At 32.9% G+C, this 14,119-nt stretch carries 16 protein-coding genes and 2 pseudogenes; 5 read left to right on the top strand and 13 right to left on the bottom strand.

Features of this window, described 5'->3' with window-relative positions:
* Positions 1-665 precede the first annotated feature (665 nt).
* The 11 genes and pseudogenes from GQ589_RS08825 to GQ589_RS12300 all read right to left on the bottom strand — a co-directional run bounded on the left by GQ589_RS08825 (position 666) and on the right by GQ589_RS12300 (position 5,416).
* Positions 666-914, bottom strand: coding sequence for a hypothetical protein (locus GQ589_RS08825; RefSeq protein ID WP_160425689.1), 249 nt, complete (start codon positions 912-914; stop codon positions 666-668).
* A gap of 242 nt (positions 915-1,156) precedes the next feature.
* Positions 1,157-1,642: an RHS repeat domain-containing protein gene (locus GQ589_RS08820; RefSeq protein ID WP_202115062.1), complete on the bottom strand. Its 486-nt coding sequence runs from the start codon at positions 1,640-1,642 to the stop codon at positions 1,157-1,159.
* Positions 1,643-1,869: 227 nt separating this feature from the next.
* The gene (locus GQ589_RS08815) at positions 1,870-2,433 is read right to left on the bottom strand and encodes a hypothetical protein (protein ID WP_160425687.1); all 564 of its coding nucleotides are present in this window, start codon (positions 2,431-2,433) and stop codon (positions 1,870-1,872) included.
* Between the two features lie 66 nt (positions 2,434-2,499).
* The gene (locus GQ589_RS08810) at positions 2,500-2,811 is read right to left on the bottom strand and encodes a hypothetical protein (RefSeq protein WP_160425685.1); all 312 of its coding nucleotides are present in this window, start codon (positions 2,809-2,811) and stop codon (positions 2,500-2,502) included.
* Between the two features lie 36 nt (positions 2,812-2,847).
* The gene (locus GQ589_RS12575; protein WP_237399207.1) at positions 2,848-3,069 is read right to left on the bottom strand and encodes a hypothetical protein; all 222 of its coding nucleotides are present in this window, start codon (positions 3,067-3,069) and stop codon (positions 2,848-2,850) included.
* Positions 3,070-3,102: 33 nt separating this feature from the next.
* A pseudogene (locus GQ589_RS12570) lies at positions 3,103-3,231 on the bottom strand (RHS repeat-associated core domain-containing protein); the annotation flags it as partial.
* A 517-nt stretch (positions 3,232-3,748) separates the two neighbouring features.
* Positions 3,749-3,991, bottom strand: coding sequence for a hypothetical protein (locus GQ589_RS08800; RefSeq protein ID WP_202112474.1), 243 nt, complete (start codon positions 3,989-3,991; stop codon positions 3,749-3,751).
* A 102-nt stretch (positions 3,992-4,093) separates the two neighbouring features.
* Entirely contained in the window at positions 4,094-4,312 is a 219-nt protein-coding gene (locus tag GQ589_RS08795; RefSeq protein WP_160425683.1) for a hypothetical protein, read from the bottom strand.
* A 96-nt stretch (positions 4,313-4,408) separates the two neighbouring features.
* Complete coding sequence (locus GQ589_RS08790) at positions 4,409-4,702, bottom strand: hypothetical protein (protein WP_160425681.1); 294 nt, start codon at positions 4,700-4,702, stop codon at positions 4,409-4,411.
* 311 nt (positions 4,703-5,013) lie between these two features.
* Positions 5,014-5,331 (bottom strand): annotated as a pseudogene (locus GQ589_RS12565) (RHS repeat-associated core domain-containing protein); the annotation flags it as partial.
* Entirely contained in the window at positions 5,279-5,416 is a 138-nt protein-coding gene (locus GQ589_RS12300; RefSeq protein ID WP_237399206.1) for a hypothetical protein, read from the bottom strand. The gene GQ589_RS12300 and the pseudogene GQ589_RS12565, both read right to left, overlap by 53 nt.
* Before the next feature lie 700 nt (positions 5,417-6,116).
* On the opposite strand from GQ589_RS12300, the gene GQ589_RS08780 reads away from it, so the two are divergent.
* On the top strand, positions 6,117-7,217 hold the full coding sequence (locus GQ589_RS08780) for a YcbX family protein (RefSeq protein ID WP_160425679.1): 1,101 nt from the start codon (positions 6,117-6,119) through the stop codon (positions 7,215-7,217).
* Positions 7,218-7,309: 92 nt separating this feature from the next.
* Complete coding sequence (locus tag GQ589_RS08775) at positions 7,310-9,007, top strand: SEL1-like repeat protein (RefSeq protein ID WP_160425677.1); 1,698 nt, start codon at positions 7,310-7,312, stop codon at positions 9,005-9,007.
* 38 nt (positions 9,008-9,045) lie between these two features.
* On the opposite strand, the gene GQ589_RS08770 is transcribed toward GQ589_RS08775, so the two are convergent.
* Complete coding sequence (locus tag GQ589_RS08770) at positions 9,046-9,609, bottom strand: cell division protein ZapC (RefSeq protein WP_160400097.1); 564 nt, start codon at positions 9,607-9,609, stop codon at positions 9,046-9,048.
* A gap of 295 nt (positions 9,610-9,904) precedes the next feature.
* Complete coding sequence (gene ilvC, locus GQ589_RS08765; RefSeq protein WP_160425675.1) at positions 9,905-11,383, bottom strand: ketol-acid reductoisomerase; 1,479 nt, start codon at positions 11,381-11,383, stop codon at positions 9,905-9,907.
* 165 nt (positions 11,384-11,548) lie between these two features.
* Here ilvC and GQ589_RS08760 point away from each other — a divergent pair, with 165 nt between their 5' ends.
* From GQ589_RS08760 to prmA, 3 genes are read left to right on the top strand one after another with little or no spacing between them, the layout of a single operon-like run.
* Positions 11,549-11,785 carry a YhdT family protein gene (locus tag GQ589_RS08760; protein ID WP_160425673.1) on the top strand — a complete coding sequence of 79 codons (237 nt, stop codon included), beginning with the start codon at positions 11,549-11,551 and terminating at the stop codon, positions 11,783-11,785.
* Between the two features lie 7 nt (positions 11,786-11,792).
* A complete protein-coding gene (gene panF / locus GQ589_RS08755) occupies positions 11,793-13,244 on the top strand; it encodes a sodium/pantothenate symporter (protein WP_160425671.1) in 1,452 nt (483 codons plus the stop codon).
* Positions 13,219-14,085, top strand: coding sequence for a 50S ribosomal protein L11 methyltransferase (gene prmA, locus GQ589_RS08750; protein WP_160425669.1), 867 nt, complete (start codon positions 13,219-13,221; stop codon positions 14,083-14,085). The genes panF and prmA overlap by 26 nt, the downstream gene beginning before the upstream one ends.
* The last annotated feature ends 34 nt before the right edge of the window (positions 14,086-14,119 follow it).

Raw genomic sequence — 14,119 nt, 5'->3', positions numbered from 1 at the left:
TTGGTTAAGGAAAAGCAATTGGAGAATTTATTTTGCTCATCGGACACGCATTTTGTTAAAATGAAAACCGATGAGTAATAGGTGTATGTCAGATTAAGTTTGAGCTACTACAAATGATAATATAATTTTCTATGTGATTATTGTACTAAGTATGGGATATTTACAATTATTCATTCATTAGTGCACCATCAACGTAGACTGATGACTCTTTAGTGGATAATATTCACCATCCTGCTAATTCTCCATCTTCATCTAATATTACTATTCCTGTCTGTTTTCTTAACCATGTAAATAAAGCCTCTAAATCTTTCTCAATACTTAAGGGATGAGCACTTATTTCAATAAAAATACTTTTATCTTCAAAAAAAAATCGAACATCAAACAGCCAATTTCCTTCATTAGAAATAGATTCTGTACCTGATAAAAGATATGCTGAGTCATTTTTTTAATATAAGTATTTAATGATCTAATTTTATTTGCAATTTTATCTTTATGGGTTATATACCATTTTTCATTATTAAAAAATAATTGAAATTCTGCTGACATTATATTCTTTAATCTCCATGATTTCTGCCAGATAAAGCAGGAAAGTATATTGAATTTTGTATTCCAATATGAGCAAAGGTAATTTAGATACAGCAGGTTCTTTAAATTTTAATTATAAATTAAATAGATGACAAATATTTAATAATATTATCTTTTGTTACCTTTTTAAGAACTACAGCATATTCATCTTTAAAATATCCTACATCAGATATTTCATCTTCCGCATCTTGAATAAATCGTATCGGATCATAAAAATTGAATGTGTATATATTTCCATTTACTGTAACTTCAAAATTCAATACAACGCCTTTAGATTCGCATTCAAATTGAAACAAATCATCATACCAATCAGGGAATATAATACTCATTAATCTAATACCTTTATTTTTGATAGAGCAACCTGATAATCTTCTACATGCATTGGATGCGATGGAACAATTTCATAATGTTTTGGATCACTTCCTCGTTGGATAATTTTTAAATTATCATTAACAGTAGTCATATCAATTTTATGAGGACTGGACCCTTTACTAGATACACTAGTAGGATTATCAAAAACAGAAACACCGTGCGTTGTCTTTACCAAGTCTGTTGATTTATCAATTTTATACTATCCCGGTTTTGCTTTAAAAGAAACAGGTTCACCTTTTTTTGAACCTCTAAAATAACAACTCCATCCTAAAGGATCAATCCAAGTCAACCCATCAGGCGCATACTGATACAGATTGAAACCACCCAGTAGCCCAATCGGGTAGGGCTGCGCAAATCTACCAATATCTGGATCATAGTACCTAAAGGTGTTGTAATGCAAGCCAGTTTCTCTGTCTAAATACTGTCCCTGATATCGGAGATTCTGTTCTATGGATTGGTGTTCGATTTCATGAATCCGTTTACCCCACAACTGATAGCTACATTCCCACAGTATTTCACCATTTTCATCGGTCAGCTCTTCCGGACAGCCGTTCAGGTCGGTGTGGTAGTAGCGTATCTGTTCAGCTTCATCGCCTCTTCGGTCTATACGCGCCAGCGGTTCGTAGCTGTTTTGGTCAGTATAGATATAGACGCTTTGCTGTTTGTCGTAGTGGGTTTCCTGCAATAGTCTGAGTCCGTCCCACAGGGAGCGGGTACGGTTGCAGGGGTTGCCGTCGCGGTCGAGTTGTGTTTTTTGATACGTCGGCCGAGGGCATCATAAATATAGCGGTATTTCTCACTGCGACCTGATTGTTCAATATGTATCGCTTAAGCGATGTTCGGCATCGTAGTGGTAGTCTATTTACTGACTATCCCATACTTATTTTATATGCTTTATTTTTAATAATATAGTTATGAAAGCTCTATTTCTCTTGAAAAATCGAAAGCAAGTAGACCTGCTTCTTCAACGCGCTGTTTAAATTTATCTGTTACAAATACTCGGCTAATATCTTCTTCAATTGAAAATATATATTCTTCGGTAATCTTGTCGGCTATTAATACAGGTTTTTCAATTATTAATCCTCGCTCCGCTTCCCTATATATTGATTTTTCTTTATCTAAACAACCTGATAAAGGATTGGTTGGGTAATAACCAAAAAATTGCTTTCTTTTGCTATCCGTGATGACAGGTAGTATTTGCCCTTTTACTGGCAGAATATCTTTTAGTTTTTCTAAAGTCAGCTGGCTGCAAATATAAAAAGGCCCCAAAAATCCACTAAAATCTAGCTTGTAATTTTTTTTACCGGTATCACTTCTATATAATTCAAGTTTAATTGGTTCATAATTTTTAAAAGATTTCCATTTCTGATCCATTGCGATACCCATAATACTTTCTGTCTTATCTGGATCCCAGTCCTGAATAAATATAGAATAATTTCTTGTATCTGATTCTAAGAGATATATTTTATTAATCATAGTATGTTATACTAGCTAGAGTTACATAGGTAAAAATTAAAGGTTTTGAAAGATAAAGATATTGTCCTAAGAATTTTTTAAACTAATTTTGCATAAGTTAATAATTTTTTTAGAAATGTTTTTTCTATAGAAAACGCTTTTTTTTAATCCTAAAGATCCATTCTTAATGCATATAATTAAATCGCTATCATCAATCGGAAAATCATTATCTTCAAGGAAAATATCAACAACCGCTTCAGCAAATGAATTTGGAATTCTACTCAATGCCATATTAAATATATTACTTTTTACTTTTAAATGTTTCAATTTTGACTCTATTATAATAGATGAATTTTCTTCCCATTTCTTTGAAAATATAACAAAATCTTGTTCATCCATGTTTTCTCCAAGTATTATTTTAGCAACCACGTTTCTTTAACTCCTTTTTCCATAATTTGGTATCTTTTTAGATAAGGAATCAACTTGAGAACCATTATGAGCTTTAAAAATATTACCATCCTTATCAAGGATAAGATTTTTATCATAAATATGACCATGTGGTGTACTTTGCCAAGGATCTACATCATTAGCATGAACAGGAATGATATAGCCACCAATTTTAACAGTCCATAAACCAAATGGGTCTATATGTGTCATCGCATCAGACGCATACTGATACAGATTTAAACCACCGGCTAAGCCTATCGAATCCGGCTGCGTAAACCTACCTATATCCGGATCATAATACCTGAACGTATTGTAATGTAAACCAGTTTCCCTGTCTAAATATTGTCCCTGATATCTGAGGTTCTGTTCTATGGGTTGGTGTTCGATTTCATGAATGTGTTTACCCCATAGCTGCTAGCTGCATTCCCACAGTATGTCACCATTTTCATCGGTCAGCTCTTCCGGACAAGCCATTCAGGTCGGTGTGGTAGTAGCGGATATGTTGTTCTTGGTTGTTGTCGGTGTCTATGCGCGCCAGCGGTTCTTAGCTCTTCTGGTCGGTGTAGAGATAGACACTTTGCTGTTTGTCGTAGTGGGTTTCCTGCAATAGTCTGAGTCCGTCCTACAGGAATCGGGTACGGTTGCAGGGGTTGCCGTCACGGTCGAGTTGATGTTTTTCGATACGTCGACCAAGGGCGCCATAAATAATATAAATATGTAAAAATATATTTTTTTATTTTAATTTTTTATATTTAAATAATCTGAAAAAATTCTAAATATAGATAGTAATTCATTAAACGAAGTAAATTCTTCCCTTTTATTAATTTTACATTTTTATTATAAATATAAGAGTAGTTAGTATTTTTGGATATCCAAAATTTAAATTTATTTAACATTTTGATTGTATTTCCTCATTAATTTTTTCTGCCTTAACACGAATGTTGCTTGCTTTAGGCATCTCAGGCACGGAGAGTCCTTTACGTTGCGCTAAGCGACCTTCTAAAGAATTTTGTCCTACTATTTTTGCCCATCCTTCATTTGTGGGAATTATAGATTTTTTAGAAATATCAAATTCAACATATAAAGCTCCATTTTTTGCTTGTTTACCAAAAGCATTAACATCTGCGCCCAAATTTAGCGTCAATAAGCCTAAATGTGTTGTAATGTAAACTAGGTTACAGTCAATGTATTGCTCTTAGAATTGCTAGCTCTATGACAAAATTTGACTGTAACATTATCTGACGCCATTTTCGTAATGATAGTGTTCAAGCATTTGTTCTTTATTTTGAATGCACCACTCATAACCGCCAATATCTATGGGCATTTTTGTTAATACCCCAGTTAATTTATTAAGTTTCAACCAATTGTCCGCATTTTCAAGAGAAGAAAATACAGCAGAAACCATTGGAATACCATCTTTCTTAAAAACCCATACCCAACTGCTATCTTTCATAATATGTCACCTAATTAGTTTATTTACCTTAATATAGTTAGCAAAGAAATAAAAGCTATGAAGATTTAGATATACGATCTTTTTTACATTTATTAATTACTCTAATAATGAGAAAGCATGATGAAATTCTTCGTTTTTTATCAAATCCTGTATCGTTTTGTTTATCACTTTGTCATTTAAATTTTCAACAATAATCATATCTGATGCCCAAAAATATAAGCCATTACAACACTCTTTTGTCTCTTTATACTTATTTAAAATAGAAATTATATTTTCGATAGTGAAAAATGTTGCAGCATACCGCTTTCCATTGTCTAAAAAAACTTCAACATCAACATTATCAGTTACCTGATTAAGATCTTGATCATATTTTAAAATTTTAATATTCATAATATTTAAGCACCTCTACCAAATACTTTTAAAACTTCATTGATAACTGTTTGCTGGTTAGCCTTATCAGATTTACCTAATATTACAATTATACTATCATTTATTTCCCTGAAATGAACACGTGCCCCATCTCGAGCTCTAACTTCAGAAATTCCATGACCTATGGGTTTGGTTCCAATACCCGAATTTTTATTATTCAAAGAAAGTTGTTTTGTTAAATGATCGATACTTGATTGATGCGATTTTCCTGTAATCTCGGCTTCTTTAACAAGTTTATTACTTTCTTTTATTCGCGAATGAATTTTGAAACAACTCAATCCCCACGGATCCACCCAAGTGACCCCATCAGGCGCATACTGATACAGATTCAAACCACCCAGCATCCCAATCGGATCCGGCTGGGTAAAGCGTCCTATATCTGAATCATAATACCTAAAGATGTTGTAATGCAAGCCAGTTTCTCTGTCTAAGTATTGTCCCTGATATCTGAGGTTCTGCTCTATGGGTTGGTGTTTGATTTCATGAATGTGTTTACCCCATAGCTGGTAGCTGCATTCCCACAGTATGCCACCGTTTTCATCGGTCAGCTTTTCCGGACAGTCGTTCAGGTTGGTGTGGTAGTAGCGGATATATTGTTCTTGGTTGTTGTCGTGTAAAACCAGCTTCAGCTTCTTTTAAAATAGCTACGATTTGATGTTCAGTCATTTTTTCCATAATTAAATCCCCTTTACTTTTATCATAGAGAATTTTCTACTTTTTTGCTGTGCTCTTTTAGGGGATAGTTACAACTCAGCATAACTTATCTCTATAATGTAATAGCATATTTAAAATGAAATGATTAAAATGATAATTTATTATTACTCCCGTTTTTTGCGAATTTTTTGATAAAATTTGCTGAAACATTTTTTGGTTAAGGAAGTCTACGCAACAAATTTACTTATTTTTATACTTGAGCTATGAGAATAATATGGCTTTCAACGACATTGTTTTATCTATGACTTGCAATAGTCTCTTTATTTTGACAATAAAACTAAAATATGCAAAAAACTGACAAATAAATTGATCAAAATGGTTATGTTGAACATGGACTTTGCTTTTAAAAAAGTGTTCAGGAAAGGTATTGATTTTATTGAAGTTTTTTAAAACATTTTTATCAAAAAAAACTTCAATAAAATCAATATATTTCCTGACTGATTTTTAGATTATCTACTTTGTCCATTACAAATGCAGAACTCTTCAGCCATATGATATTTATTTTGAAATAACTTAAACCCAAATTAGTTTGTCATTTATCAGGATTTTTATGACAACTATCGTCCACAAACACTTCTTTTAATATGCTAGACTGTCTAATGCCTATAAACTATTATTAACTATATAATCACACCAATTTTGATAAATTATTTAAGACATTATGATATCGGTTAATCAACTTCACATTTACCCAATCAAATCAATGCAAGGTATATCATTAACAAAAGTAAATACCGTTCAAGGTGGTTTTAAGAATGATCGTATTTTGATGATTACTGAACCTGATGGCTCATTCATTACTGCAAGACAATATCCTGAGCTTTTAAAAATAGAAACAGCTATCATAAAAAATGATATCCATGTCACACTTCCATCAGAAGAAAAGATCATAATAAATCTGGACGATTTTTCGAATAATGCTGAACCAACCGAAGTCTTTGGAAATCGCTTTACTTCATATATAGCACCAATTAAGGTTAACCAATTCATAAGCCAGTTTTTACAGAAAGATGTGCAATTACGTTGGCTTGGCCATCAATTATCACGACGCACAAAACGCTATCAAGAAGTACCTGTCAGTTTTGCTGATGGTTATCCTTATTTGTTATTAAACAAAGCTTCATTTGATTATTTACAACATCAATGCCCAGAAAAACTCGATATTAGGCAGTTTCGTGCAAATATTATTATTCAAGGTGCACTGCCTTTTGCGGAAGATGGTTGGAAAACAATTAAAATCGGTGAGGTAATCTTTGATATTGTTAAGCCTTGTACTCGTTGTATGTTAATCACGATGAATGTTAATACAGGAAAACCATTAACTAATAATGAACCACTTAAAACATTAGGGGATTTTAGAACCGATGAACAAGGACAGATCGATTTTGGTGTAAATATGATTGCTCGAAATCATGGAAAAATTTCAGTTGGTGATAAAATAGAAGTATTAGAACGGCAACCAGCCAAAAACTATATTAAAGCTTTCCCACCTGAAGCAAAAAGTGAAGAACAGTGTTATTCAATTATTTTCGAAGATAAAACCATTAAAGGTAATAATAAACAACCTATTTTAGAACAATTGGAACAAAATAAAATAACATTACCTTATTCTTGCCGTACTGGTATATGTGGACGTTGCTTAGTTGTGTTGAAAAAAGGCAAAGTCAACCCACTAACGCAATCAGCAATAAAAAGAAATAATCAAATTTTAGCCTGTAGTTGTGTGCCCAAAGGCGATATTGTAATAACGTTAAAAAAGTAATATAACAGCTTGTTTATTAAATATATCATGTAAAATTGCTTTATAATGATAATAACATCAATAATTAAAATAGAAATATAAGGTTAATATTAATGATTCAAAAAATATGTTTGTTTGTTTTAGTATTTATATTTTCGCCTGCGGTTTTTTCATCTAGTGATTTTAGTATCGTGGTGAGCAGCCTTGAAAAGAACAAAAATAAACAAAACCAGAAAGAATTAAATCAAGTTAAAGATGATTTACTTAGTATTAGAAAATTAGCAACAGCTTATGTTGATTTAGCTAATAATCTTTCATCTAAAGACTGTAATAAGTTGAAAAAACTTTATAATCTTATTACAACAAAGAAAACCGAGTTTACTTTGTATTATGATCCTGAATCAGATTATGACGAAGAAGGCGATTCAGAGAGTAATGATAAAAAATTTGGCTGTAAAACATTAAGCGATGATAAAATAAATTATATTTTGTTACCTAAGTTAATTGGTAAAGGTGTCTCGTTATATAAAACTGCAATATTAGGTGGTGATATTGAATCTATTTCAATATTATTAAATCGCTTTAAATCCCAAGAAATTCCATATAGTTATTTTATTCCAATTGCTAGTATGGAAGATGAAAATTTAAATGATAATCCTTATGCTAATTTTCTACTTGGTCAATTATATATTGATGATTACTTTTTTACCTACAATCCTGAAAAAGCAATAACATTTTTTGATCAGGCTAAAGATATTCAACATCATGATTTATGGTATTTTCTTGCATTTGCAAAAATAGAAGATGTGATCGCTGCACAACATCAATCTATTAATCACTTTTATTTACGAGATAATGTAACTGAAGATTGGAGTGAGCATGCTGATGCTATAAATCAAATCGAAGAAAAGCTGGAACAAAATGATTTTTTATCAATATCAAAACTTAGCTATTATTATGCTGATGAAGAAAAATTAAATAAAGCGATTGAATATTTTGAAAAAGCTTGTGAGTTAGAAGCCTCTAGAGCATGTGATCTTTATGAACAACAGTTAAATCAACCAAATAAAAATAAGATATATTCATTACTTCGTAAATTTGACAAGAATAATCCTGATATTAAGGTAAGTATAGATATTGCTAAATGGTATGAGGATTTAGGTAAAAATTTAACAGCTATCGATTACTATTCATATGTTGTTTATAAAGATCCTGAGTTATTGCTTAAAATAGCCAAATTATTTAAAAAAGCAAATATAAAATCTTCGGGTGAATTAAATGATGCATTAATTAAAACTTATACTAAGTATGATAGTTATGTTGATAATGCTGATATTAAATATAAAATTTTTTTACTTTACTATCCTTCAATGATGCATGATGATCCTACTTATGAAGTAAATAAAATAGGTCTAGAGTGGTTGGAAAAAGCAGCCAAAGCAGGTTCTGCCGAGGCAAGATTGGCAATGGCTGAGCGATTCAAAACCGGAAGTTATTTGCCCAAAGACTATTCTAAAGCACTGTATTGGTATGGTAACTATTGCAGTATTTCAGTTAAAATTGGATTTCCTTTTGAAGAATTTTGTGAACCGTTTCTTTACGGTAATAAAGAAGTGTTTGATTTGCTTGCAAAAGCTAACAGCGGTGATAAGAATGCACAATATAAACTAGGAGAGAAAATAGTTGCTCTAGGACAACTCTATGAGATAGGACTATATTATCTTGCACTGGCTGCTGATCAAGGTCATGAAAAAGCCAAAATTCTTTATCTTATAAATAAAGATCGCCATTGGATTAATTTTTCCGGTTAAATAATTTAAAACCATGCCGATAAGCCATGGTTTTAATTTTATGAAATGGCTTCTAATTCCAGATGTTCTGGATACTGTACTACATTGTGTTGAATAAGCTTTAGTCTGTCATTCATGATTTTAATAGCTTCAGAAAAACTGAACGTCTTGTTCATTGCCATAAAAGTAGGTTGTGCGATGATACATAACGAAGCATTTTCGCCAGCTTCAACCACCATTAGACAAACTTTTTTACCATCCTCTTGTAAATTTACCTCAACAATATCAGCTATTTTAGGCGTGTATAGCATTGGTTGTTGAGAAAAATACCAACTTTTTGGCATTTGAGGTTTTAAAAAGTTAGCAGCTACAATAGCGTTAATAGATAGTTCAATTTTTTGAGAATCAGTTAAATTAAGCAACTGACAACTATCATGGAATTGATAATAAGACGTTGCATCACTAACAGAAAATGGAAACTGTCCAAAAACATCAGGAATGAGCATTTTACTTGGGTAACAGGAGCGAAATAACATTTCAGATGAAACTTCGAGCATTAAGCTATCGTATTCACTATCAAAATACCATCGCCAACAATCCGTTGGACGAAAAGTCATTTTCATTGATATATTACCCTCGTTAATTGAACTAAATTTGGTCAAAAAGATAACATAATTAATATAAGAAATAAATATAAATTTAAAATAAAAATTATTTAATTATATAATTTTTAAAAACTTTAAACAAAAACTTAAAAGATCAAAAAGATCTAAGTTAGATCTGATCCAGATCATCCTTGATCCTTTTGGATCAACTTTATTTTTATATCTAATTTTTCTTTTATGAAAATTTTATACAGAACCGTAAACATAAAAAAAGGCGCCTTTCAGCACCTTTTATTTTATTATGAATTATGAATTAGCTTGCCACATTAATGCGTTTCATATCAGTCATATAGCTACGTAATTTTCGACCAATTAGTTCAATTGGATGATTACGTATTTCTTCATTTATATCGCGTAATTGCGCGTTATCAACGCTACCTTCGGGGATCACTTTACCAAGATCGCCTGCTCGTAGCATTGGCATAAATTTTTCTTTTAATAATGGTACTGCTGCATTGGCAAATAAATAGTTACCATATTCCGCTGTATCTGAAATGACCACGTTCATTTCGTATAAACGTTTACGCGCAATAGTATTAGCGATAAGTGGTAATTCATGCAATGACTCATAATAGGCTGACTCAGGTAAAATTCCTGATTCAAGCATTGTTTCAAATGCAAGTTCTACCCCTGCTTTAACCATCGCTACCATAACGACACCTTGATCAAAGTAAGCCTGCTCATCAATTTTACCTTGGTATTCAGCCGCTTTTTCAAATGCAGTTTCACCAGTTTCTTTACGCCACTTGAGTAGATTAACATCGTTATTTGCCCAATCTTTCATCATTGTTGATGAAAATTCGCCCGAAATAATATCATCCATATGTTTACGATAAAGATCAGTCATGATCACTTTTAATTCTTTTGCTAGTACATTTGCCCTTAACTTAGCGGGATTTGATAAGCGATCCATCATTAGCGTAATTCCGCCTTGTTTTAATGCCTCGGTGATCGTTTCCCAACCAAATTGAAGTAATTTACATGCATAAGCAGGATCAACGCCATCAGCCACAAGTTTGTCAAAACAAAGTAATGAACCAGTCTGCAACATACCACAAAGAATTGTTTGTTCTCCCATTAAATCTGATTTAACTTCAGCAACAAATGATGATTGTAAAACGCCCGCACGATGACCTCCTGTTGCAGCCGCCCATGCTTTTGCAATTGCTAGTCCCTCACCTTTAGGATCGTTTTCAGGATGAACAGCAATAAGTGTTGGAACACCAAAACCGCGTTTATACTCTTCACGCACTTCAGTTCCTGGACATTTAGGTGCAACCATTACAACAGTAATATCTGAACGAATTTTTTCGCCTACTTCAACAATATTAAAACCATGAGAATAACCTAATGCTGAACCTTGCTTCATTAACGGTTGTATCGCTTTTACTACTGCTGAGTGCTGTTTATCTGGTGTTAAGTTAATAACAAGGTCAGCAGTTGGAATTAATTCTTCATAACTTCCTACTTTAAAACCATTTTCGGTCGCTTTTTTCCATGATGCACGTTTTTCAGCAATGGCTTCTTTACGTAACGCATAAGCAATATCTAAACCTGAATCGCGCATATTAAGACCTTGGTTAAGACCTTGTGCACCACAACCAACAATAACAATCTTTTTGCCTTTTAAGAAATTGGCTTCTGATGCAAATTCATCACGGCTCATAAAACGGCATTGTCCTAGTTGTTCTAGTTTTTCACGCAAATTTAGTGTATTAAAGTAATTTGACATTATTCTCTCCAAAAATTGGGTTATTTATAATTAATTACTATATAGTACTTTTTGTATTGCGAAAATTGATATATTTAAAACACAATGTTGCATAAATTGCAATAAACTTGCCAAGTTAAGTGGTTTCCTTTAATCTAGACTGTTTTCAATTTTCAATAAATCAATATGGATGCTCGATATAAGCAAGCAAATAAAGAAGCTAAACTATCGTTAGTACTAACTTTTATTTATCTTCTTGGATGGGTTATTTGTGCTTACTGCATTAGCAATAAAATAGGATTTTTAGGATTACCATTGTGGTTTGAGCTATCTTGCATTGTGATACCTTTGGGTTTTGTATTGCTTTGTTGGTTGGTTGTCAAATTTCAATTCAAAAATATTTCATTAGAACAAACTAAGTAATTAAACAATGCATTTTGATATTATCTTACCGCTTATCATCTATCTTATTTTTGTGTTTGCTTTATCCATTTATGCTTATGTTAAACGCAAAAAAATAAATCAATTCACTGATTATTTTATTGGTAATCGAACTATGGGCGGATTTTTGCTCGCCATGACACTTGCTGCAACATATATTAGTGCAAGTTCATTCATCGGGGGGCCGGGTGCTGCATATAAATATGGTCTTGGTTGGGTATTGTTGTCGATGATTCAAGTTCCAACGGTGCTTCTTTCATTAGGTATTTTAGGTAAGAAATTTGCCATATTAGCTCGCAAATATAATGCAATAACCTTAAGTGATATGCTTTATGCGCACTATAAAAGTAAAACTATTGTTTGGCTAGCCAGTATTACCCTTGTTGTTGCCTTTATTGGTGCAATGACGGTACAGTTTGTTGGTGGAGCACGCTTACTACAATCATCAGTAGGTATACCTTATCATACTGGGCTATTAATATTTGGTATTGGAACAGTTATTTATACCGCATTTGGCGGTTTTCGAGCCAGTATATTAAATGACGCTTTTCAGGGGTTAGTGATGATCATAGGTGCTATATTATTACTTGGTGCTATTATCTATGCGGGTGGTGGAATTACCACAATAATTGATCAGCTAATAAAAATTGATCCTGCTCTTTTAACACCACAAGGACCTAATGATTTTATGGACTTTCCATTCATGACCTCATTTTGGATATTAGTTTGTTTTGGTGTAGTTGGCCTACCTCATACGGCTGTGCGATGTATGGCCTATAAAGATAGCAAAGCAGTACACCAAGGAATTATTCTTGGCACTATTGTTGTTACCATTATTATGCTAACCATGCACTTATCTGGTGCTTTAGGTCGTGCAATTATTAGCGATTTAACTATCCCTGATCAAATAGTACCGGCATTGATCATAAAAGTATTACCGCCTTTTGCTGCTGGAATCTTTTTAGCTGCTCCACTTGCAGCTATTATGTCAACCATTAACGCTCAATTATTGCAAGTATCATCCGTTATTATTAAAGATCTCTTTTTAAGCATCAAAACTGATATTAATTTCAGTGACAAGTTTCTTACTCGTATTTCGGTCACTATCACCTTTATTTTTGGTGGATTACTTATTTGGGCAGCATGGACCCCACCTGATATGATTATTTGGCTAAATTTACTCGCTTTTGGTGGGCTTGAAGCTGTCTTTTTATGGCCATTAGTGCTTGGATTATATTGGAAAAGAGCTAATGCTACTGGTGCTCTTTGTTCAATGCTTGCTGGAGCGGTAAGTTATACATTATTGGCAAGTTATAATATTAAATTATTATCGCTACACCCAATAGTCCCCTCTTTAACTATTGGATTTATTATTTTTATTATAGCCAATATGTTTGACAATAAAAGGAAGAATTATGCCTTGGATTCAACTCAGAATTAATACAACCAATGAACTTGCTGAACAAATTAGTGAGCAATTAGAAGAATCGGGTGCAGTATCTGTCACGTTTCAAGACACTTATGATACTCCTGTTTTTGAGCCATTGCCTGGCGAAACTAAGCTTTGGGGCAATACCGATGTCGTTGGTCTATATGATGCACAAATAGATATTGATGAATTAAAGGCAATATTAAATCTAGAGCAATATTCCTATAAAATTGAACAATTAGAAGATAAAGACTGGGAACGAGAATGGATGGATAATTTTCATCCAATGCAATTTGGTAAACGTCTGTGGATTTGTCCTAGTTGGCAAGAAGTTCCTGATCCTAATGCTGTCAATGTTATGCTAGATCCTGGATTAGCATTTGGTACAGGTACTCATCCAACCACGGCGTTATGCTTAACCTGGCTTGATAGTTTAGAACTTAAAGATAAATTAGTTATTGATTATGGTTGTGGATCTGGTATTTTAGCTATTGCAGCTTTAAAATTAGGTGCCAAGCGTGTAATCGGCATTGATATTGATCCTCAAGCTATTCAAGCTAGCCGAGACAACGCACAACGTAATAATGTTAGTGAAAAGTTAGAACTCTATTTATCAAAAGATATTCCACATGATTTACAAGCCGACGTCGTTGTTGCCAACATATTAGCAGGACCTTTAAAGGAGCTTGAACCACATATAAATAAATTAGTAAAACCACAAGGTGAACTAGGGTTATCTGGCGTTTTAGCAAATCAATCACAAAGTGTTTGTATAGCTTATCAGCCTCATTTTGAGCTGGATCCTGTTGTCGAACAGGAAGAGTGGTGTCGTATCACTGGTAAAAAAAAATAAAAAATTAACGTTATCCCCCTTTTCAGTTTGAGAA

It is taken from the genome of Gilliamella sp. Pas-s27, assembly GCF_009795865.1.
GTDB lineage: Bacteria > Pseudomonadota > Gammaproteobacteria > Enterobacterales > Orbaceae > Gilliamella.
The sequence above is the reverse complement of the archived record's forward strand: the minus strand, read 5'-3'. Positions and strand labels throughout refer to the sequence as shown.